The organism is Streptomyces sp. NWU339 (assembly GCF_003143855.1).
Taxonomy (GTDB): Bacteria; Actinomycetota; Actinomycetes; order Streptomycetales; family Streptomycetaceae; genus Streptomyces.
In genome coordinates, this window is the sequence record NZ_QFRK01000006.1 from 199,931 (window position 1) to 218,284 (window position 18,354).

The 18,354-nt window shown below is 69.6% G+C and carries 14 protein-coding genes, 1 tRNA gene and 1 pseudogene; 6 read left to right on the forward strand and 10 right to left on the reverse strand.

Translation table 11 applies throughout. The annotated features are described in order from the left end of the window. Positions 1 to 88: 88 nt before the first annotated feature. The 7 genes from rho to DIZ27_RS10310 form a co-directional block, all read right to left on the reverse strand. Positions 89 to 2,116 (reverse strand): transcription termination factor Rho, encoded by a 2,028-nt coding sequence (gene rho / locus DIZ27_RS10280; RefSeq protein WP_109378032.1) that lies wholly within the window; start codon positions 2,114 to 2,116, stop codon positions 89 to 91. Positions 2,117 to 2,517: 401 nt separating this feature from the next. Then, positions 2,518 to 3,435 (reverse strand): homoserine kinase, encoded by a 918-nt coding sequence (gene thrB, locus DIZ27_RS10285; protein ID WP_109378033.1) that lies wholly within the window; start codon positions 3,433 to 3,435, stop codon positions 2,518 to 2,520. A gap of 419 nt (positions 3,436 to 3,854) precedes the next feature. Continuing rightward, positions 3,855 to 4,913: a threonine synthase gene (gene thrC, locus DIZ27_RS10290; protein ID WP_109378034.1), complete on the reverse strand. Its 1,059-nt coding sequence runs from the start codon at positions 4,911 to 4,913 to the stop codon at positions 3,855 to 3,857. 6 nt (positions 4,914 to 4,919) lie between these two features. Further along, positions 4,920 to 6,212, reverse strand: a complete 1,293-nt coding sequence (locus tag DIZ27_RS10295) for a homoserine dehydrogenase (RefSeq protein WP_109378035.1) — start codon at positions 6,210 to 6,212, stop codon at positions 4,920 to 4,922. Positions 6,213 to 6,380: 168 nt separating this feature from the next. After that, positions 6,381 to 7,772 carry a diaminopimelate decarboxylase gene (gene lysA / locus DIZ27_RS10300; protein WP_109378036.1) on the reverse strand — a complete coding sequence of 464 codons (1,392 nt, stop codon included), beginning with the start codon at positions 7,770 to 7,772 and terminating at the stop codon, positions 6,381 to 6,383. A 15-nt stretch (positions 7,773 to 7,787) separates the two neighbouring features. Beyond that, positions 7,788 to 8,873 carry an ArgS-related anticodon-binding protein NrtL gene (nrtL, locus tag DIZ27_RS10305; protein WP_109378037.1) on the reverse strand — a complete coding sequence of 362 codons (1,086 nt, stop codon included), beginning with the start codon at positions 8,871 to 8,873 and terminating at the stop codon, positions 7,788 to 7,790. A gap of 95 nt (positions 8,874 to 8,968) precedes the next feature. Continuing rightward, a complete protein-coding gene (locus DIZ27_RS10310; RefSeq protein WP_109378104.1) occupies positions 8,969 to 9,478 on the reverse strand; it encodes a response regulator in 510 nt (169 codons plus the stop codon). A gap of 114 nt (positions 9,479 to 9,592) precedes the next feature. On the opposite strand from DIZ27_RS10310, the gene DIZ27_RS10315 reads away from it, so the two are divergent. Then, positions 9,593 to 9,664, forward strand: a tRNA-Arg gene (locus tag DIZ27_RS10315). Positions 9,665 to 9,927: 263 nt separating this feature from the next. Next, complete coding sequence (locus DIZ27_RS10320) at positions 9,928 to 10,674, forward strand: hypothetical protein (protein WP_109378038.1); 747 nt, start codon at positions 9,928 to 9,930, stop codon at positions 10,672 to 10,674. Between the two features lie 91 nt (positions 10,675 to 10,765). On the opposite strand, the pseudogene DIZ27_RS45635 reads toward DIZ27_RS10320, so the two are convergent. Then, positions 10,766 to 10,936: pseudogene (locus tag DIZ27_RS45635) on the reverse strand (site-specific integrase); the annotation flags it as partial. A gap of 853 nt (positions 10,937 to 11,789) precedes the next feature. Here DIZ27_RS45635 and DIZ27_RS10325 point away from each other — a divergent pair. The 4 genes from DIZ27_RS10325 (at position 11,790) to DIZ27_RS10345 (ending at position 15,403) form a co-directional block, all read left to right on the forward strand. Continuing rightward, a complete protein-coding gene (locus DIZ27_RS10325; RefSeq protein ID WP_181383464.1) occupies positions 11,790 to 12,524 on the forward strand; it encodes a serine hydrolase in 735 nt (244 codons plus the stop codon). 1,214 nt (positions 12,525 to 13,738) lie between these two features. Continuing rightward, positions 13,739 to 14,089: a DUF5958 family protein gene (locus DIZ27_RS10335; RefSeq protein WP_219933603.1), complete on the forward strand. Its 351-nt coding sequence runs from the start codon at positions 13,739 to 13,741 to the stop codon at positions 14,087 to 14,089. A 227-nt stretch (positions 14,090 to 14,316) separates the two neighbouring features. After that, entirely contained in the window at positions 14,317 to 14,844 is a 528-nt protein-coding gene (locus DIZ27_RS45120) for a hypothetical protein (protein ID WP_146228924.1), read from the forward strand. Positions 14,845 to 15,046: 202 nt separating this feature from the next. Continuing rightward, complete coding sequence (locus DIZ27_RS10345; protein ID WP_109378042.1) at positions 15,047 to 15,403, forward strand: carboxymuconolactone decarboxylase; 357 nt, start codon at positions 15,047 to 15,049, stop codon at positions 15,401 to 15,403. Between the two features lie 248 nt (positions 15,404 to 15,651). Here DIZ27_RS10345 and DIZ27_RS10350 read toward each other — a convergent pair whose 3' ends face one another. Further along, positions 15,652 to 17,193 carry a M28 family metallopeptidase gene (locus DIZ27_RS10350; RefSeq protein WP_109378043.1) on the reverse strand — a complete coding sequence of 514 codons (1,542 nt, stop codon included), beginning with the start codon at positions 17,191 to 17,193 and terminating at the stop codon, positions 15,652 to 15,654. Between the two features lie 324 nt (positions 17,194 to 17,517). After that, positions 17,518 to 18,198: an endonuclease gene (locus DIZ27_RS10355; protein WP_109378105.1), complete on the reverse strand. Its 681-nt coding sequence runs from the start codon at positions 18,196 to 18,198 to the stop codon at positions 17,518 to 17,520. Between the last annotated feature and the right edge of the window lie 156 nt (positions 18,199 to 18,354).

Consider the following 18,354-nt stretch of genomic DNA (forward strand, 5'->3'; position numbering starts at 1 on the left):
ACACCTGTCCGAGTGCATGCAAAGGGCCGCTCCCCTCGGAGGGGAGCGGCCCTTGTGCCAGGCGGAGCCGAGGTGGGGTAGAACGACGTCAGTCGCCGTTGCCCGGTGTCGGCGTCGTCTTCTGGATCTGCAGCAGGAACTCGGCGTTCGACTTCGTCTGCTTCATCTTGTCGAGGAGCAGTTCGATCGCCTGCTGCGAGTCGAGCGCGTGCAGCACCCGGCGCAGCTTCCAGACGATGGCCAGTTCGTCACTGCCGAGCAGGATCTCCTCCTTGCGGGTACCGGACGCGTCGACGTCCACCGCGGGGAAGATGCGCTTGTCGGCGAGCTTCCGGTCGAGCTTGAGCTCCATGTTGCCGGTGCCCTTGAACTCCTCGAAGATCACCTCGTCCATGCGGGACCCGGTGTCCACCAGCGCGGTGGCGAGAATGGTCAGCGAGCCGCCGTCCTCGATGTTGCGGGCCGCGCCGAAGAAGCGCTTCGGCGGGTAGAGCGCCGTCGAGTCGACACCACCGGAGAGGATGCGGCCGGAGGCCGGGGCGGCGAGGTTGTACGCACGGCCCAGACGGGTGATCGAGTCGAGCAGCACGACGACGTCGTGACCCAGCTCCACCAGGCGCTTGGCGCGCTCGATGGCGAGTTCGGCGACCGTGGTGTGGTCCTCGGCCGGGCGGTCGAAGGTCGAGGAGATGACCTCGCCCTTCACCGACCGCTGCATGTCGGTGACCTCTTCCGGACGCTCGTCGACGAGGACGACCATCAGGTGGCACTCGGGGTTGTTGTGCGTGATCGCGTTGGCGACCGCCTGCATGATCATGGTCTTGCCGGTCTTCGGCGGGGCCACGATCAGACCGCGCTGGCCCTTGCCGATCGGCGACACGAGGTCGATGATCCGCGTGGTGAGGACACCGGGGTCGGTCTCCAGACGGAGGCGGTCCTGCGGGTACAGCGGGGTGAGCTTGTTGAACTCCGGGCGGCCGCGGCCGTGTTCGGGCGCCATGCCGTTGACGGAGTCCAGGCGGACCAGCGCGTTGAACTTCTCGCGGCGCTCGCCCTCCTTGGGCTGGCGCACCGCGCCGGTGAGGTGGTCGCCCTTGCGCAGGCCGTTCTTGCGGACCTGGGCGAGGGAGACGTACACGTCGTTCGGGCCGGGCAGGTAGCCGGAGGTCCGGATGAACGCGTAGTTGTCGAGGATGTCGAGGATGCCCGCGACCGGGATCAGGACGTCGTCCTCGGTGATCTGCGGCTCCTGCACGTCGTCGCGCCCGCGCCGGCCGCGACGGTCGCGGTAGCGGCCGCGCCGGCCGCGACGGCCGCTACCGTCGTCGTCATAACCGTCGTCCTGACGGCCGCCGCCCTGCTGCTGGCTCTGCTGACGCCCCTGACCACCCTGACCGCTCTGGGTCTGCTGCTGGTCGTCGCCCCTGTGGCGACGGTCACCGCGGTCTGCCCGGTCGCCCCGGTCATTGCGGCCGCGGTCACGGCGGTCGCGGCGGCGCCCGTCGTGGCCGTCGTGGTCGGACTTGGCGTCACCCTGCGACTGCTGCGACTGGGCCTCGGTCTTCGACTCGTCCTGCGGCTCGGTCTTCGCCTCGGCGGCGGTCTTCTCCGACGCGGCGGCCGGAGCACCCGCCTCGGCGGTGACGCGACGGCGGCGCTCGACGGGGGCGGCCTCGGTGGCGGGGGCCTGCTCGGCCGGCGCGGAGACCTTCGGCGCCGTCTGGCCGGGAATGTCGATCTGCTGCTGGGCCGCGGCGTCCTCGGCGGCGGCCTGCTTCTTCTCGGCGGTCTCACCCGTACGGGTCCGGGAGGTGGCGCGGCGCTTGGGCTTGGTCTCCGCCGCCTCGGCCGGGGCCTCGTTCTTCGGCGCGGTGGCGCCTGCTCCCGCCTGCGCCTCCTTGATGACCTCGATCAGCTGACTCTTGCGCATACGCGCGGTGCCCCTGATATTGAGGCCCGATGCGACCTGCTGAAGCTCGGCCAGCACCATGCCTTCGAGGCCGGTACCGCGGCGCCGCCGGGAGCCGGCACCGCTGGCAGGCGCGGAAGCGTCCGTGGCGGGCGCGGCAGCGGTCTCCTCGACACGTGCGCCCATCAGATCGGTGGTGTCGCTCACGAAGGGTCCTTCCCTGGAGCGGACGTCGGCCTGTCTGGCTCGGCGACCGGTTGTGCTGTCCGGCTTCGGTCCTTACTGTGCGAACCGTGCCGGGGCGGTTGTCCGCCGGAACGGCGGAAGAAATTTCTGGTGATGGCGCTTGCCGAGCCTTGACATCCAGTGTCACGTGGCGCGGTCGCACCGGTTCCGGAGCGTGCTCGGCGGGCCGTTCAGTGTCCGCGTGCGACGCACTGTCCGCGTACGGCGCAGAGAACACGGTGTGGCTTGGGGAGCTCCCGGAAGAATGTCTGTCCCGAACGGGGACACGAGGCACCTCGCCGTGGTGGGGTCGGGTGCAGACTTGAGGTTAACACTACCGGATCCAACAAACATTCCCCCTCTCCTCATCCGGCAACCGTGTGTCAGGCGGCAAGCGGAAGCACGCTCGCTCCCTGCAGATCGAGACGGAGCCGGTTGGCGGCCCAGTCGGCGCCGGCCAGTGCTTCGACCTTGTCGGCGGTGTCGGCGTCGGCCAGCGCCATGACGGTGGGCCCGGCACCGGAGATCACTGCGGGGACGCCGTCCGCGCGCAGCCGCTCCACCAGGGCCGCGCTCTCGGGCATGGCGGGGGCCCGGTAGTCCTGGTGCAGGCGGTCCTCGGTGGCGGGCAGCAGCAGTTCGGGACGCCTGGTCAGAGCCTCGACGAGCAGGGCGGCACGGCCCGCGTTGGTGGCGGCGTCGACGTGCGGCACGGTACGCGGCAGCAGGCCGCGGGCGGTCTCGGTGAGGACGGGCCTACCCGGTACGAAGACCACCGGGACGATGGATTCGGCGGGCTCCAGCCTGATCGCGCGGGCCGCACCGCCCTCCATCCAGGAGAGGCTGAAGCCGCCCAGCAGGCAGGCGGCGACGTTGTCGGGGTGGCCCTCGATCTCGGTGGCGAGTTCGAGCAGCGCGGTGTCGTCGAGCTTGGCCTCGGCGCCTATGGTCACGGCGCGGGCGGCGACTATGCCGGCGCAGATGGCGGCCGAGGAGGAGCCCAGGCCCCGGCCGTGCGGAATGCGGTTGGCGCAGACGATCTCCAGGCCGCGCGGCTGTCCGCCCAGCAGGTCGAAGGCGGTGCGCAGGGAGCGTACGAGCAGGTGCCTCTCGTCGCGCGGGAGGGTCTCGCCGCCCTCACCGGCGATGTCGATGTGCAGCCCGGCGTCGGCCACCCGGACGACCACGTCGTCGTACAGGCCCAGCGCGAGGCCCAGGGCGTCGAAGCCCGGACCGAGGTTGGCGCTGGTGGCGGGGACGCGCACCCGGACGGCGGCGGCGCGGAACGCGGGACCGGCCATCGCTCGTTGACTCTCCTTGAGCTGGTGACTGTCGTTGGATCTGGGCGACTGTCGGTTGAGCTGGTGACCGTCGAATCACATTCGACGGCGTACGAAACCCGGGGATCGCCGCCGACCAGGGTGGCCGGCCGCCTTCCGCGCCTTTCGGGGGTCGCTTCCGGACCACGGGGACGACGCGGTACCGCGGCATATGCGGCGGGTGGGTTGAGTACAGCCTATCGAAGGACGGTTCCGTGTCGACATAGGGCGCACGGGAGGCGCACGAGGCGTGTCGCAAGCCCCCTGTGCACCCCCCGTGGGAAACTTCCCCGGGCAAGCGCCCTCTTACGCCCTTCCTGCCGTCCGATGCGGCGGCTGCAGGGCGCGGAGGGCGCCGAGGGGGCCGGGGGCGCGCGGGCCCGTCAGCCCCCTCAGCCCTGTCAGACCAGCCCGAGCCGTTCGGCGGCCGCGGCGGCGTCCACCGGGACGGTGACCGGCTGCGGGGCGCCGGCGACGGCCCAGTCCGGGTCCTTCAGACCGTTGCCGGTGACGGTGCACACGATCTTCTGCCCCGGGTCGACCTTGCCCTGCTCGGCGGCCTTCAGCAGACCGGCGACCGACGCGGCGGACGCGGGCTCGACGAAGACGCCCTCCTGCGAGGCCAACAGCCGGTAGGCGCGCAGGATCTCACGGTCCGTCACCTCGTCGATGAGGCCGCCGGACTCGTCCCGCGCGGCGAGCGCGTACTGCCACGAGGCCGGGTTGCCGATCCGGATGGCGGTGGCGATGGTCGCCGGGTCCTTGACGACCTCACCGCGCACGATCGGGGCGCTGCCGGAGGCCTGGAAGCCCCACATGCGCGGGGTCCGGGTGGCCACGCCGTCGGCGGCGTACTCCCGGTAGCCCTTCCAATAGGCGGTGATGTTACCCGCGTTGCCCACCGGGAGGACGTGGATGTCGGGAGCGTCACCGAGCATGTCCACGATCTCGAAGGCGGCCGTCTTCTGCCCCTCGATACGCACCGGGTTGACCGAATTGACCAGCGCCACGGGGTAGTTGTCGCTGAGCGCGCGGGCGAGGGTGAGGCAGTCGTCGAAGTTGCCGTCGACCTGGAGGATCTTCGCCCCGTGCACCAGGGCCTGGCCCATCTTGCCGAGCGCGATCTTGCCCTGCGGCACGAGCACCGCGGAGACCATCCCGGCGCGCACGCCGTAGGCGGCGGCGGAGGCGGAGGTGTTGCCGGTGGAGGCGCAGATGACGGCCTGCGCGCCCTCCTCCTTGGCCTTGGAGATGGCCATGGTCATCCCCCGGTCCTTGAAGGACCCGGTCGGGTTGGCGCCCTCCACCTTGAGGTGGACCTCGCAGCCCGTGCGCTCGGAGAGCACCTGCGCGGGCACGAGCGGCGTACCGCCCTCACGGAGCGTCACAACCGGCGTGGTGTCGGCGACCGGCAGCCGGTCCCGGTACTCCTCGATGATTCCGCGCCACTGGTGGGTCATTGCTGGTTACTCTCCTTCAACCCGCATGATGCTGGCGACACCGCGCACGGTGTCGAGCTTGCGCAACGCCTCGACGGTGCCGCCGAGGGCCGCGTCGGACGCACGGTGGGTGACGACGACGAGGGAGGCCTCCCCGTCCTTGCCCTGCTGGCGAACCGTGTCGATCGAGACGCCGTGCTCCGCGAACACGGTCGCGACCTGAGCGAGAACGCCCGGCTTGTCGGCCACATCGAGGCTGATGTGGTAGCGCGTGACGACATCGCCCATCGGCGAGACCGGCAGCGCCGCGTAGGCGGACTCGCCCGGTCCGGTGGCCCCGCCCAGCCGGTTGCGGCAGACGGCGACGAGGTCGCCGAGCACGGCGGAGGCGGTGGGCGCCCCGCCGGCGCCGGGTCCGTAGAACATCAGCTGCCCGGCGGCCTCCGACTCCACGAACACGGCGTTGTAGGCGCCGCGCACCGAGGCCAGCGGGTGGGTGAGCGGGATCATCGCCGGATGCACGCGCGCGGTGACGGAGGCGCCGTCATCGGCCCGCTCGCAGATGGCGAGCAGTTTGATGGTGCAGCCCATCTCCTTCGCCGAGGCGATGTCGGCGGCGGTGACCTCGGTCATGCCCTCGCGGTGGACGTCGTCGAGCCGCACACGCGTGTGGAAGGCGATTCCGGCGAGGATGGCGGCCTTGGCGGCGGCGTCGAAGCCCTCGACGTCGGCGGTGGGGTCGGCTTCCGCGTACCCGAGGGCGGTGGCCTCGTCGAGCGCCTCCTGATAGCCGGCGCCGGTGGTGTCCATGGCGTCGAGGATGAAGTTCGTCGTCCCGTTGACGATGCCGAGCACCCGGTTGACCTTGTCACCGGCGAGCGACTCGCGCAGCGGCCGGATCAGCGGAATGGCACCGGCGACGGCGGCCTCGTAGTAGAGGTCCTTGCCGTGCTCCTCGGCGGCGGCGTGCAGCGCGGCGCCGTCCTGGGCGAGCAGCGCCTTGTTCGCGGAGACCACGGACGCGCCGTGCGCGAAGGCGGTGGTGATCAGCGTCCGCGCGGGCTCGATCCCGCCGATGACCTCGACGACGACATCGAGGTCGCCCCGTTTGACGAGGGCGGTGGCGTCGGTGGTGACCAGCTCGGCCGGGATGCCCTCACGCACCCGGTCGGGGCGCCGCACGGCGACCCCGGCGAGCTCCACCGGGGCTCCGATGCGGGCCGCGAGGTCGTCGGCCTGCGTCGTCATGATGCGCGCCACCTCTGAGCCGACCACTCCACAGCCCAGCAGCGCCACCTTCAGCGGACGCGTACGCATCATCCGACCTCGTTTCCCGATTACCGTCTCGATTGCACCAGTCTCACTCACCGGACGGAAGTTTCTGCCCTTTGTCCGGATCGTGAGACATCAATTTCGTTGCGAAGCCCGCGAGAACCGAAGATCTTCCGCCTCCCTCTCCCGCGTCCCCTCGCGTTCTCTGTTCTTACCTCACCCGACGTCGAGACGGAGGAGGTCCTCCTCGGTCTCGCGCCGGACGATCACCCGCGCCTCGCCGTCCGCGACGGCGACGACGGGCGGGCGAAGGACGTGGTTGTAGTTGCTGGCCATCGACCGGCAGTACGCCCCGGTGGCCGGTACGGCGATCAGGTCGCCCGGCGCCAGGTCCCCCGGCAGGAAGGCGTCGCGCACCACGATGTCCCCGCTCTCGCAGTGCTTGCCGACGACCCGGCTGAGCATCGGCTCGGCGTCGGAGCGGCGGGAGACGAGGGCGACGCTGTACTCGGCGTCGTAGAGCGCGGTGCGGATGTTGTCCGACATCCCGCCGTCGACGGAGACGTAGGTGCGCAGGCCCTCCAGCGGCTTGACGGTGCCGACCTCGTACACCGTGAAGGCGGTCGGCCCGACGATGGCACGCCCCGGCTCCACGGAGATGCGCGGGACGCTGAGGCGGGCGGCCTCGCACTCCCGGGTGACGATCTCGGTCAGCGCCTTGGCGATCTCGTGCGGCTCGCGGGGGTCGTCGTCGCTGGTGTAGGCGATGCCGAGACCGCCCCCGAGGTCGATCTCGGGCAGCTCGACGCCGTGCTCGTCGCGGATGTCCTTGAGCAGCCCGACCACCCGGTGCGCGGCGACCTCGAACCCCGACATGTCGAAGATCTGCGACCCGATGTGGCTGTGGATGCCGATGACCTCCAGCCCGTCCAGCCGGAGCGCCCGCCGCACGGCCTCGGCGGCCTGCCCGCCGGCGAGCGGGATCCCGAACTTCTGGTCCTCGTGGGCGGTGGCGATGAACTCGTGCGTGTGCGCCTCGACGCCGACGGTGATCCGGATCTGCACCCGCTGCCGGGTGCCGAGCGACTGCGCGATGTGCGCGACCCGGACGATCTCCTGGAAGGAGTCGAGCACGATCCGCCCGACACCGGCCTCGACGGCCCGGCGGATCTCCGCTGCGGACTTGTTGTTGCCGTGGAAGGCGATCCGGTCGGCGGGCATGCCGGCGGACAGGGCGGTGGCCAGTTCCCCGCCGGAGCAGACGTCGAGGTTCAGCCCCTCCTCGTCGAGCCACCGCACGACGGCCCGGGAGAGGAACGCCTTGCCGGCGTAGAACACGTCGGCGTCGCTCCCGAAGGCGTTGCGCCAGGCTCGCGCGCGGGCGCGGAAGTCGGTCTCGTCGAGGATGTAGGCGGGGGTGCCGAACTCCTCGGCGAGCCGCGTGACGGGAATCCCGCCGACGGTGACCACACCGTCCTCGTCACGGCTGACGGTCTGCGCCCACACCTTCGGGTCGAGGGCGTTGAGATCGGCGGGCGGTGCGAAATAGTGCCCCTCGGGGAGGACGTCGGCGTGACGGGGTCCGGCGGGGTGTGCGGAACGGCTCATTCTTCGCGTGCTCTTTCACAGATGGTCGGGTGCGTCGATGCCGAGCAGGGACAGGCCGCCGGCCAGCACCGTCCCGGCGGCTTCGGCGAGCGCGAGCCGGGCGCGGTGGGCGGCCGAGGGTTTCTCCTCACCGAGGGGCAGCACGGCGGGAAGCAGGGGCTGCGTGGCATCGGCCACGGTGACGAGGTGCCGGGCGAGCCGGTCGGGGGCACGGTGCCGGGCGGCAGCGGCCAGGACGCGGGGGTGGTCGGCGAGGGCGGCGAGCAGGGGCTGGGCTTCGCTCACGCCGACGGGGCCGGGCTCGGGCCCGAACCCGAGGTCGGCGGCGTTGCGCAGGAGGGCACGGGTGCGGGCGTGGGCGTAGCGCACCCGGAAGAGGGGGTTGCTCTCCCGCTGGACCAGGTGCTCGCCGGTGATCCGGGGCCGGTCGTGCGACGCGGGCCGGAGCAACGCCCACCGCGCGGCGTCCCGGCCGAGGGGCAGCGGGTCGCCGGGAGCGGGCACGGGCCGGACGTCGACGCGCAGGGCGTCGTACTGGCCGCCGTTCTCGCTGCTGTCGAGGACGACCCCGAGAAGGGCCGAAGCGGCGTCCCACTCGGGCGCGGAGACCGGTGGATCCCAGCTGGTCCGCACCACCACTCCCTGGGACCGCAGGATGCGAGCGAGGGCGTCGACCTGGACGAGGGCACGCACCTCGGCGGCCCCGTGCAGCAGCACCCGCTCCCGGCTCCCGCTCCTCCCCCCGTCCAGATGCCCGTAAGGAGCGCCACCGGAGCCGCTTGCCCCCAGGATCTCCTCCACGAGGGCGACGGGAGCGGACCCCCGCAGACTGATGTTGATGAACCCGGGCCCGGTGACGACGACGTCACTGATGCCGCCGGCCTGAAGGAGCCGGGCCCGCAGCACCTCGGCGACATGCCGGGGTGTGTGCCCGGCCGGGCCGGCCAGCTGGAGCGCGACGTTGGTGGCGTACTCCCCGCACCCCCCGGGCCCCGGCGGCACGACGGCGACCCGCTCGGGAACGGTCACCCGCAGCTCCCCTTCGTCGACGGCACGACGCACCGCGTACAGCACGGTGCGGGAGAGCTCGACGGGGGTCACGGGACAAGCGTATGGGAGGAGGGGGGTGAGAGGGCGAGCCGCTTTACCGGGAGTCCGCCATGTGGACGCCCCGCCGGACAGACCACCCGTCCCCGCTACCCCCCGGCGTGCCCGGCAGCCCGCTCGGCACCGCCGACACCACGGCCACCGTCTCTGCCCCCACCGCTTCCGCACCGCCGCCGCTCGACCAACCCCCGGACCACCCGCACGAGTTCACTGGGCTCGAAGGGCTTGGCGAGGAAGGCGTCGACCCCGACCTCAAGCCCGCTCTCGACCTCGTACCGGGTACAGGCACTGATGATGGCGAGCGGAAGCTCACAGGTACGGGGATCGGAACGCAACCGGGCCGCGGTCCTGAGCCCGTCCAGCCGCGGCATGGCGACATCGAGGGTGACGAGGTCGGGCCGCACCTGATGGACGACTTCCAGACACTCGGCACCATCGGCCGCGGTCACGACCTCGATGCCCTCAAGCTCGAGATTGACCCTGATCAACTGCCGGATGACCTTGTTGTCGTCCACAACAAGGACCCGGCGCGACGCCCCTGGCACAACTCGAGAGTAGGTCGAGACCGGCCACCGCGTCCGCGTTTTCCCGACTTCCACCCCAAGGATGCCCCCGCGGGCACCCAGGGTGACGCCCTCCGGGAAACGGGTTCCTCCCCACCCCTCCAGAACTGGTACTGTTCTACCCGTCGAAGCGATCACCGCAACCGACACGCCCCCGTAGCTCAGGGGATAGAGCAACGGCCTCCGGAGCCGTGTGCGCAGGTTCGAATCCTGCCGGGGGCACCTTGCATGAGGTGCCCAAAGACCCCGCCATCAGCGCTTTCGCTGAGGACGGGGTCTTCGCGTATGTGCAGGCGTGTGCCGCCCGGAGCGGCCTTATGTCGGGGTCTGCGGACGAGGCGTGGACGGGATCTTGGAGCATCGCCGCAGGTGACTGGCGCTTTCGGCGGACGGTCAGCCGATGCTCGTTGCAACGGTGCGCCTGCCGATCCCGTATCCCCGGCCGCCACGCCGTCACACGGCAGTCGACTGCTTAGATCAGCGGCATGACTGACTGGTCTCGGCTCCACCACGCCTATGGCACGGCAGAAGACGTCCCCGGCCTGCTCGATGGAGCGAGTGCGGACCCACAGAGCCCCGCCTGGGACGAACTGTGGTCCCGGCTGTGCCATCAGGAGACTGTCTACTCGGCGAGCTACGCAGCCTTGCCTGCTCTGACCCAGATGGCGCGGCAATGGTCGACCCCGGATCGTCAGGCGCCGCTGTATCTGGCCGGCTCGATCATGGTCAGCACGGACCGGCCTCACGACGGGAAAGATCCCCGGGTGACCTACGCCTCGGAGATATCCGAGCTGATCCGACTGACCGAGGAAGCCCTTCAGGACCCCACACTCGCTGACGCCCCGGGGACTTACATCGATTTGCTGGCCACGCTTTTGAGTTTTCAGGGTGTCGAGGTCTGGGGCGAGCAGCTCGACGGATTGCACGAGGGAGAGTATGAGGTCTCCTGTCCTGCATGTGCCTCGGAGAACTTCATAGTCCTCGGAGAGGACGGCTTCTTCTCCACCACAGACAGCATGTACATGAAGCAATCCGCAGCGAGAAAGGTACCGTTGCAGCCCCGGTCCTCCGAAGCCTTGGACGGGCTGGCCCGAACCCTTCACTCGCGCGCGCTCGCGGATGGCCACCCCGACATCGCACACAAGGTGACCCATGTCTTCGGCGACGCACAGTGCGCCGAGTGCGACACGGTCTTCAGCGTCGAGGAAGCCATCACCACCCGATGGGGCTGATGAGACCGCACCCGTCCCCCACGGACGGCCCCAGGTGACACCGGAGCCCCTGGAGAAGACTCCAGGGGCTCCGGTTCCGAGGCCGGTGACGTCACTCGTACTCGCGCAGCAGGTCCTCGATGCGCCGGTTGGCGACGCCCTGCCGCCCGTCCAGGCACTTCGCGTAGTGGCTCAGCAGGGCCTCCACGCTGTTGCCCGCACGTTCGGCGACCTCGGTCGGATCCACCCCGGAGTTGGGCCAGGACGGCAACGCCGAGTGTCGGCAGGCCCCGTGGCCGCTCCGTCGCAGGTCAGCCAAGCGGCCACCCATCGACGAACCCAAGCTTCCCGAGTTGAGGGCTCCGAAGCCGCCGCCACGGGCCGACCGCCGCGGCTGATTCCGGTCGACGACACACGACGGCAGCGCGGCTGAGGCCGGTGAGGGTGCAACGAGGCACCCCGCATGCACAGCATGCCTCACCGGCACCTGGGACAGCCGACGTACTCCACACCCAGACCGGCCTCGATGACACCCACAGCCAGCCGCGCAACTCCCCCAAACGCTGCAAGGTGCTCACCGGGAAGAGTGGCGTGGGCAGGCCACCGCACCCGGGGGCCAGGGGGTGGCGCGTCGCACGACATGGTGGTGCGGGGCAGGTGCGCAGGGCCGCGAGAGACGGGCCTCCGCTTCATTTCCAAGGGCCCGTCAGGTGGCGTCCGCCATGGGCGCGTTACGCCTTTAGGGGGAAACCGCCCTGGGATGCGGCGTGCCTCACCCCGGAAAAGACTGTGGGCGTGATTTTCCCTCCGATTGTCTCCTGCTTGTGCGATTGAGGTTCCCGATGAATCCGAATCATGCCGCCTGTCCACCCCACGGAACGGGGCGCCAGCCTGTCCCGCCCGGCCCGAGCGGACACGACAAGGCCTGCGCGCGGCGGGAGCGGATACATCTGGTACTGGCGTGCTCAGCAGCGGGCATGCTGCTCACGGGCTGCTTCGCTGTCGGTCACACCACAACCGGTGACCGGGCCGGACGCCCCCCGGCACAGAACCAGGCACCTTTGACGCCGGCGAACAGCAAGCCGGCCCAAGCGCCGCCAGGCCTCCCCGACACGCGGACGCCGGCCCCGACGGATGTGAACGACGCGCTCACTCGTCTGCTCGAACCGATTCGAGCACAGAGCGGCACTCAGGTGTCGGTCGCCGTTCTGGAGCCCAGGACCGGCCGACGGACGGTGTACGGCTCACAAACACACGTCACCGCGAGCGTGGCGAAGGTGAACATCCTGGCCGCACTGCTGCTGCGTGCCCAGCGCGAAAGACGGTCGCTCACCTCGTGGGAGACATCCACCGCCGCCTCAATGATCCAGAGCAGCGACAACGACTCCGCAGATGCCCTGTGGCAACGTATCGGCGGCGGCCCAGGGCTCGCTGACGCCAACAAGACCCTGGGGCTGACCTCCACCCAAGCAGGACCAGGTGCCCAATGGGGCCTCACCCGCACCACTGCGGCAGACCAACTAACCCTGTTGACCGACGTGTTCGCCGAACATTCACCGCTCAGCAAAGCCTCACGCCACCTGATCCAGACCTTCATGGGCCGGATCGACGCCGATCAGGACTGGGGAGTGTCTGCGGAAGGCAGCCGTTGGCAACTCAAGAACGGCTGGCTGCAGCGCTCCCAATCGCAACGCTGGGTGATCAACAGCATGGGCCGAGTCGAAGCACACGGGAGCACGTTCTACGTCGTCATCCTCTCTCACGGCAGCCCGAGCATGTCTCACGGCATCTCCACGGTGGAGCGAGCAGCGCGAACAGCCGTACACGCCCTTCGCAGTACCGCCCCTCCTGTGTCCCCGCTCATCCACTGACCTCTTTCCTGTCGACCCGAGGCCGCATCTACTGCCCATGGAGAAGGAGGGCCTGGTGGGCGCCGGTCGTCTTGCCGTTCTCCCCTGCCAGGACCGGACCTCACGAGCACCGGTGTCCACTCGCCCGGTCGTAGCCGCCCGCGTAAGTGAGGGAGGTCAGCAGTACATCAGCGGCTGGCCGGCAGGGGCCCGAAGCGGGTTACGGGGGCCGCAGCGTCCCGTGATCGACCTGATGGGGATGAGGGTCGAACCTGTTCCAGGCGGGGCGCCGCTCAACCGAGGAGCGGCGCCCCGTCGGCTTGACTCGGCCATGGAGACTCCGTCGACCTTGTCGGGCGCACCTCACCGTCCGGTCATCGAACAGACATCCGACTATCGGGCCGCCGGGCGAGCCTTGCCACCCCCATCGCGGATGTCGTGACTTCGCACACCCCCACACCTCGTGACCATGGGTCAGATCACCCTTACGCACCGTTACTTCACTGCGCGCCGAGGGGAGACCTACATCACAGTGGCCCGACCCGAAAGCCCACCGATCGCTGCGCAGGCTTCCTGGCACGAGCAGCGATCGGCGGGCGGGCACCCAGGAGGTACTGCTATGAGTGTGACCTCGGCAAACCGACTTTCAATCCCCCGGCTGCGAGACTGGGCTGCCGTCCTCGTCGTCATCGTGGTCGTCTACGTCCCCGTCGCACAGATCCAAGACGTTCTGACCAACTTGATCGCGCTGTCAGCAGTCCTGGTCTGCGGCTCTGCGGTGAGTGCGGTATCAGCCCGACGGTCGCAGACAACCGCGTGACCGCCGCCTAGACCCGACGAGGCCCCCCTGGCCTTCCCTCCCCCGGAGAGCCAGGAGAGCCGCCCGTGCCCCAGCGTGCCCGATCCAGCAGGAAACCACGGGGAACACCGGGCAGTCACAGTAGCCGGACACAAGAACGGCCCCCGACCGAACACCCAGGCCAGGGGCTGTTCTCACTGTGCATCGCGCGGAGGCGGTGGGATGTGAACCCACGGTGACATCGCAGCCAGGACGGTTCACTCACTTGGTCCGGTCTGTCTTGGCCAGAGGATGGCCGCGGGAGCTGGATGAGTGCCGCTCAAACTGTCGGCCACGACCGGACGGCCAATCATCGCGGAAGGCCCGGCGACCTCTTCGTCCGAAGCAACTCGGGTGGGCTTCCGACCTCGGGCCGGAGCGCCTCTCACCTGGTGCGATGGGTGCACAGGCGTCCGCGCTCGTCCGCCGCTGTTCATCTGCGTTGTCACGCAGTGGGACACGCACTCGGCGCGACCTGCCTGTCTGCGGGAAGGCCCGCGCCTGCGAGGAGGACGTGCCGGAGAGCATTGCGCGTTCCGGCATTCGCTCTACTCACACGCCGGCGGTGCGGCTCACGAAGTGGTGCTTCGGGATGGAAGGACTTCCGGCCTACGAACTCGCCGAGTCCTTCCGCCTGCTCGTCGCCCTCTTCAGCATCGCGGACACCCGCAGGCGGACGCCGTACCGCGCCGGAGAACGCGGTCACGCGCGGCACAATCTGCCGGATCCGCCACGGGGCGCAACCTGAGGTGACTTCTCGCCCTGGGTCTTGTCCCCGGTCTCAGTGGGCTGGATCTTTGCCGGTCGGGGAGGCGTGGGCCCGTGGACAAATGGTCGTTGTCGGTCGCCGTCGGGTGGTAGCGAGCGACCTCGGACGGCCCGGGGACGGCCCGGAGGAGCGGAATCGGCGCATCTCATTTCGGAGCCGGCGGGTATGGTGCGGCCGCGATCAAGCATGGGGTTCGGGGAGGGGCTTTGGGAGCGAAGACGCATCCGCTCGTGTACCTCGATGACGACGTGGCGGACCAGTCGCGGCGGGTGGGGCCGGCGGACCCGGCGCGGACGACAGGTCGGAGTAGGGCCTGTCGTCGCTGTGTGGCGGCTGTTTCGGTCCGCGCGCGGCTCGTCGCGGTAGCGGCCACGTTCTTGCTGGCTGCAGGTTGCGGCATGCTGGACGATCCGGTCGAGGACCGCTGGGAGTCCAGAGCTGAGCTTTCAAGTTGTGGCGAAGTGAGCTTGGCTCAGGGTGAGGAGATACAGAAGCAGGCGGTGCGGGAAATCGCCTGTCTCCGGCGAGCTCTGAAGAGCGGTGAGAGCGCAGAACTGAAGGTGACTTACCCCACTGTGGAGGGTGACCCGATTCGCGAGTACCACCGCTTGACGCCGCAAGGCAGGCTTGAGGTGTACACCGACAGCACGGACGACCGCTACTCGGACCAGAAGTGGTCGTTCGCTGAGTGCTACACCCCAGAATGGTTGGCTGAGATTTCCTGCGATCAATGAATGCTTCCACGATCGAGGAGGAGGACACGGGGCGCGCTGACACGGTGGGGCAGGATCAGCACGCCGGATACGGCCGACCGGCTCACCGCGCGCCACCACCTGAGAGTGCCTACGCTTGAGTGGTAGCCGCCGGGCAGGCGGGGGGTTCCGCATTGAGCGGGTGGCGGTTCAGCTCTCTACAGCACCAGAAGGCGGTCCAGCCATGGCCACTGCATCCGAGACCCCTGTACTCGACACGATCGCCGCCATGACGATCGATTCCATCGAGCACTGCCACATGGACGAGCGAACGCTCATCCAGGCTCGCATTGCCGCACTTGTGGCGATGGACGCACCGGCGGTCTCCTACCTGGCCCACATCAACCCCGCGATCAAAGCCGACTTCACGGTCGAACAGTTGCAGGACCTCCTCGTCGCCATCGCCCCCGTCGTGGGGACAGCGCGCGTCATGTCGGCGGCGGGCCACATCGCCCGGGCGTTCGGTGTCACACTCGCACTGGCCGACAGCGAAGCCGAAGCCATAGCCCAAGCCGAAGCCGACAGCCGCAGCACCTCCTAGACGGTCCCGTGAACCGTTCCGGGTTTGGTCGAGACTCCGGGTGGTGACTGTGGCCTGGGATTTCGTGCCGATTCGACCGACCCGACCGACGCGGCGCTGCCTGCCGTGGAGGGTGCGAAGGACCTGTGGTGGCGGGTGCGGTGCGTCTGCCGCAGGGTGGGAGCACCCGGCCGGGGCTCCCACCGCAAGGGGTCTCAGCGGCGAGGGGAGGGCCGGACTGTCCGGCCCTCCCCTGTGTGTGCCGGGAGTTACTCGGTGACCTCGTGGTCGTGGCCCTCGTGCAGGCCGCCGCCACTGCCCGCCGAGCCCTTGGTGTTCCGCGGCGCCACCGGCTTGCTCAGAAGGCTGGTGTCCCAGGCGTACTGGCCCGCCGCGTTGGCGATGACGTCGATGTTGACGTCGAACGCCTTCATGTCGATGTTCTTCAGGTTGTCGCAGGCGGCGTGGTAGCAGGCGTCGTACGCGACACCGACCTTGCCGCCGTACGCCTTCGCCTGCTCGGCCGTCTTGATGCCCTCGGCGCCGGTGAAGGTGCCGCCCGAGGGGATGCCCACCTCGATGAACGGCCCGTAGTCCGACCGGCCGGTGAAGTCGGTGCCCTCGTGCGGGATGCGCCGGCTGTCCAGGTAGTCGGTGATCTGCCGCTCCAACTGCGCCGAGCCCTCCGGGCCGGGGCCGGCACCGACCTGGTCGGAGTCGTCGCCGTCGTAGACGAACTGGGCGTAGTTCGGCGAGGCGATCATGTCGAAGTTCAGGTACAGCTTGACCTTCGCACGGTCCGCCGCCGAGAGGCTGTCGACGTACGCCTCCGAGCCCAGCAGGCCGAACTCCTCAGCCGACCACCAGGCGAAGCGCACCTTGTTCTTGGTCTTCTCGTGGGCGAGGTTCAGGGCCACCTCGAGGATGCCGGCGGAGCCGGAGCCGTTGTCGTTGATGCCCGGGCCGTCCGCCACCGAGTCCAGGTGGGCGCCGAACATCACCACGTTGTCGGCGACGCCGCCCTTGGTCTCGGCGATCACGTTGTAGGTGCGCCGGGTCTCCGAGAAGGTGCGGATCTCCAGGTTGACGGTCACCGCGCCGGCAGCGGCCTTGGCCGCGAGCGCCTCGCCGTCCGCCTGCGTGACGCCGCCTGTCGGGATCTTGGCGACGGCGGGGTCTCCCAGGGTGCCGTTGAGCGCGCCCTCGGTGTTGTTGTAGATGATCGCGCCGACCGCGCCCGCACCGGCGGCGGTCTCCTGCTTCTCCGCGAAGGTGCAGCCGCCGCGCTTGATCAGCGCGATCTTGCCGGTGAACGTCTCGGGGGCGTAGTCCCCCGGCTCGCAGCCGGTGGTGTCGTCGACCGGCACCACCGCGACCGGGGCGGTGATGCCGCCCACCGGGCTGTTGGCGGAGTACGTCATGGCGGTCACCGGGACGTCCTGCTGCTGCGGCGACACCACCCGCATGCTCTGCGCCAGCGTCTCGGTGAACGGGAAGTCGAACTCGTTCCGGGTCACCGAGTACCCGGCCTTCCGCAGCAGGCCTTCGACGTACTCGGCCGACTTCCGGTGTCCCTCCGACCCGGCCACCCGGGTGTTCCCGTTCTTGTCGGCGATCCGCTGGAACTGCTTCAGATGCTCGTGGGCATCCTTGGCGTCGCTCTTCTTGACGAGCTTATTCGCGAGCTTGGCAGCCTCCTTGGCAGGGTTGCTGTGGGCGGAGGCGGTGCCCGAACCGATCAGCAGCAGCGGCGTTATGAGCCCTGCGACGGATACGGCGACTACCGTGGTGCGGCGGTTCCGAGCGTTCAAAGCGCTTCCTTCCGGCGGTCCATGAGAAATGGGCGTAAAACCGAAACAGGCCGAACGACGTGCGGCGGTACTCCGGACAGGCAGGGATGGCTGGATCGCTCTGCCCCTGCCACCGGCAAGGAGAAAGGTATCTGCTCACTAAACGCTTGGTAATGGGTTGACGGGAATCTTCGGTGCCGACACCACCCGTACGCACCGATCGGCCGCCGGCCCGGCGAAGTTGACTGGAAGTCACCGGCACCGGCCAGTGCCACACCGGGCGACGTTCGCCCCGTGGCGGTGTGTCACCCGGTTGCCGTGCCCTGTTCCCTGCGGAGGGTTCTGTCAGGCCGCCCCGGCGGCGGTGAGCACCTCGTCCGCCAGCGGCTTGTCGAGGGCCGCGTGGACCAGGCCGTCCGCCAGCCGGGGCATCTCGCGGGCGGAAACGAGGCTGCTCAGCCTGTCGGGCGAGGCCGGCAGCCCGAGCCGCCGGGCGCCGTCCAGTGCCTTGCGGTCGATGTACGGCGCGTACTCCGGCCACACGCCCTGCACATCACGCAGGAAGATGTCGACCCCGGTGGGCCCGATCCCGGGTATGCCCATCAGGGCCTTCTTCGGGTCGGGTTCCTCACGCAGCCGGCGCAGATCGCCGCCGTGGCGCTCCAGCAGCAGTTCGGCTCCCTTGCCCAGCATCGTGGAGGTCCGCTCGTCGTAGCGCCGGTAGCCGCCCTCGCCGAGTGCGTCGACGCGCTGCTGCCAGGAGGCGTCCGCCATCGCCCGCGGGGTGCGCATGCCGGCGTCGAACAGCGCCCTGGCCGCCGCCACCGCGGTGCCGGACCTGATGGGAGCGCTGAGGAGGATCGCGAGCACGAGCGTCTGGTACAGCGGCGCCGGGGTGTTGCGCAGCCGGATGCCCGCCTGCGCCGCATAGGTGCGCCGCTGCCGGTCGAGCAGTGCGCGCGCCACGGCTTCGTCCGTCGCGCCGGCCGTCTTTTCACCGGCCTTCCCCGTGGTTTTCGTAGTCATCGTCCGGTCACCCATTCGACGGTTCAGCGGTTCACCGGTGAGTCGGTCCCCCGGCTTTCCCATGGGAGGCGTCACCCACCTCGTTCGAGTACCCCTCCTCGTTCGATGAGTTCCTGCCGGGTCGCGGGTCTGTTCCGGTGAGCGTCACAGGACGTC

Bases quoted from the DNA above. Each gene is read 5' to 3' on its own strand.
- DIZ27_RS10345 (WP_109378042.1), top strand. From the start codon at position 15,047: ATGGCCACTGCATCCGAGACCCCTGTACTCGACACGATCGCCGCCATG.
- lysA (WP_109378036.1), bottom strand. From the start codon at position 7,772: ATGAGCCGTTCCGCACACCCCGCCGGACCCCGTCACGCCGACGTCCTC.
- thrB (WP_109378033.1), bottom strand. From the start codon at position 3,435: ATGGCCGGTCCCGCGTTCCGCGCCGCCGCCGTCCGGGTGCGCGTCCCC.
- DIZ27_RS10335 (WP_219933603.1), top strand. From the start codon at position 13,739: ATGGGTGCACAGGCGTCCGCGCTCGTCCGCCGCTGTTCATCTGCGTTG.
- DIZ27_RS10295 (WP_109378035.1), bottom strand. From the start codon at position 6,212: ATGATGCGTACGCGTCCGCTGAAGGTGGCGCTGCTGGGCTGTGGAGTG.
- thrC (WP_109378034.1), bottom strand. From the start codon at position 4,913: ATGACCCACCAGTGGCGCGGAATCATCGAGGAGTACCGGGACCGGCTG.
- DIZ27_RS10320 (WP_109378038.1), top strand. From the start codon at position 9,928: ATGACTGACTGGTCTCGGCTCCACCACGCCTATGGCACGGCAGAAGAC.
- DIZ27_RS10355 (WP_109378105.1), bottom strand. From the start codon at position 18,198: ATGACTACGAAAACCACGGGGAAGGCCGGTGAAAAGACGGCCGGCGCG.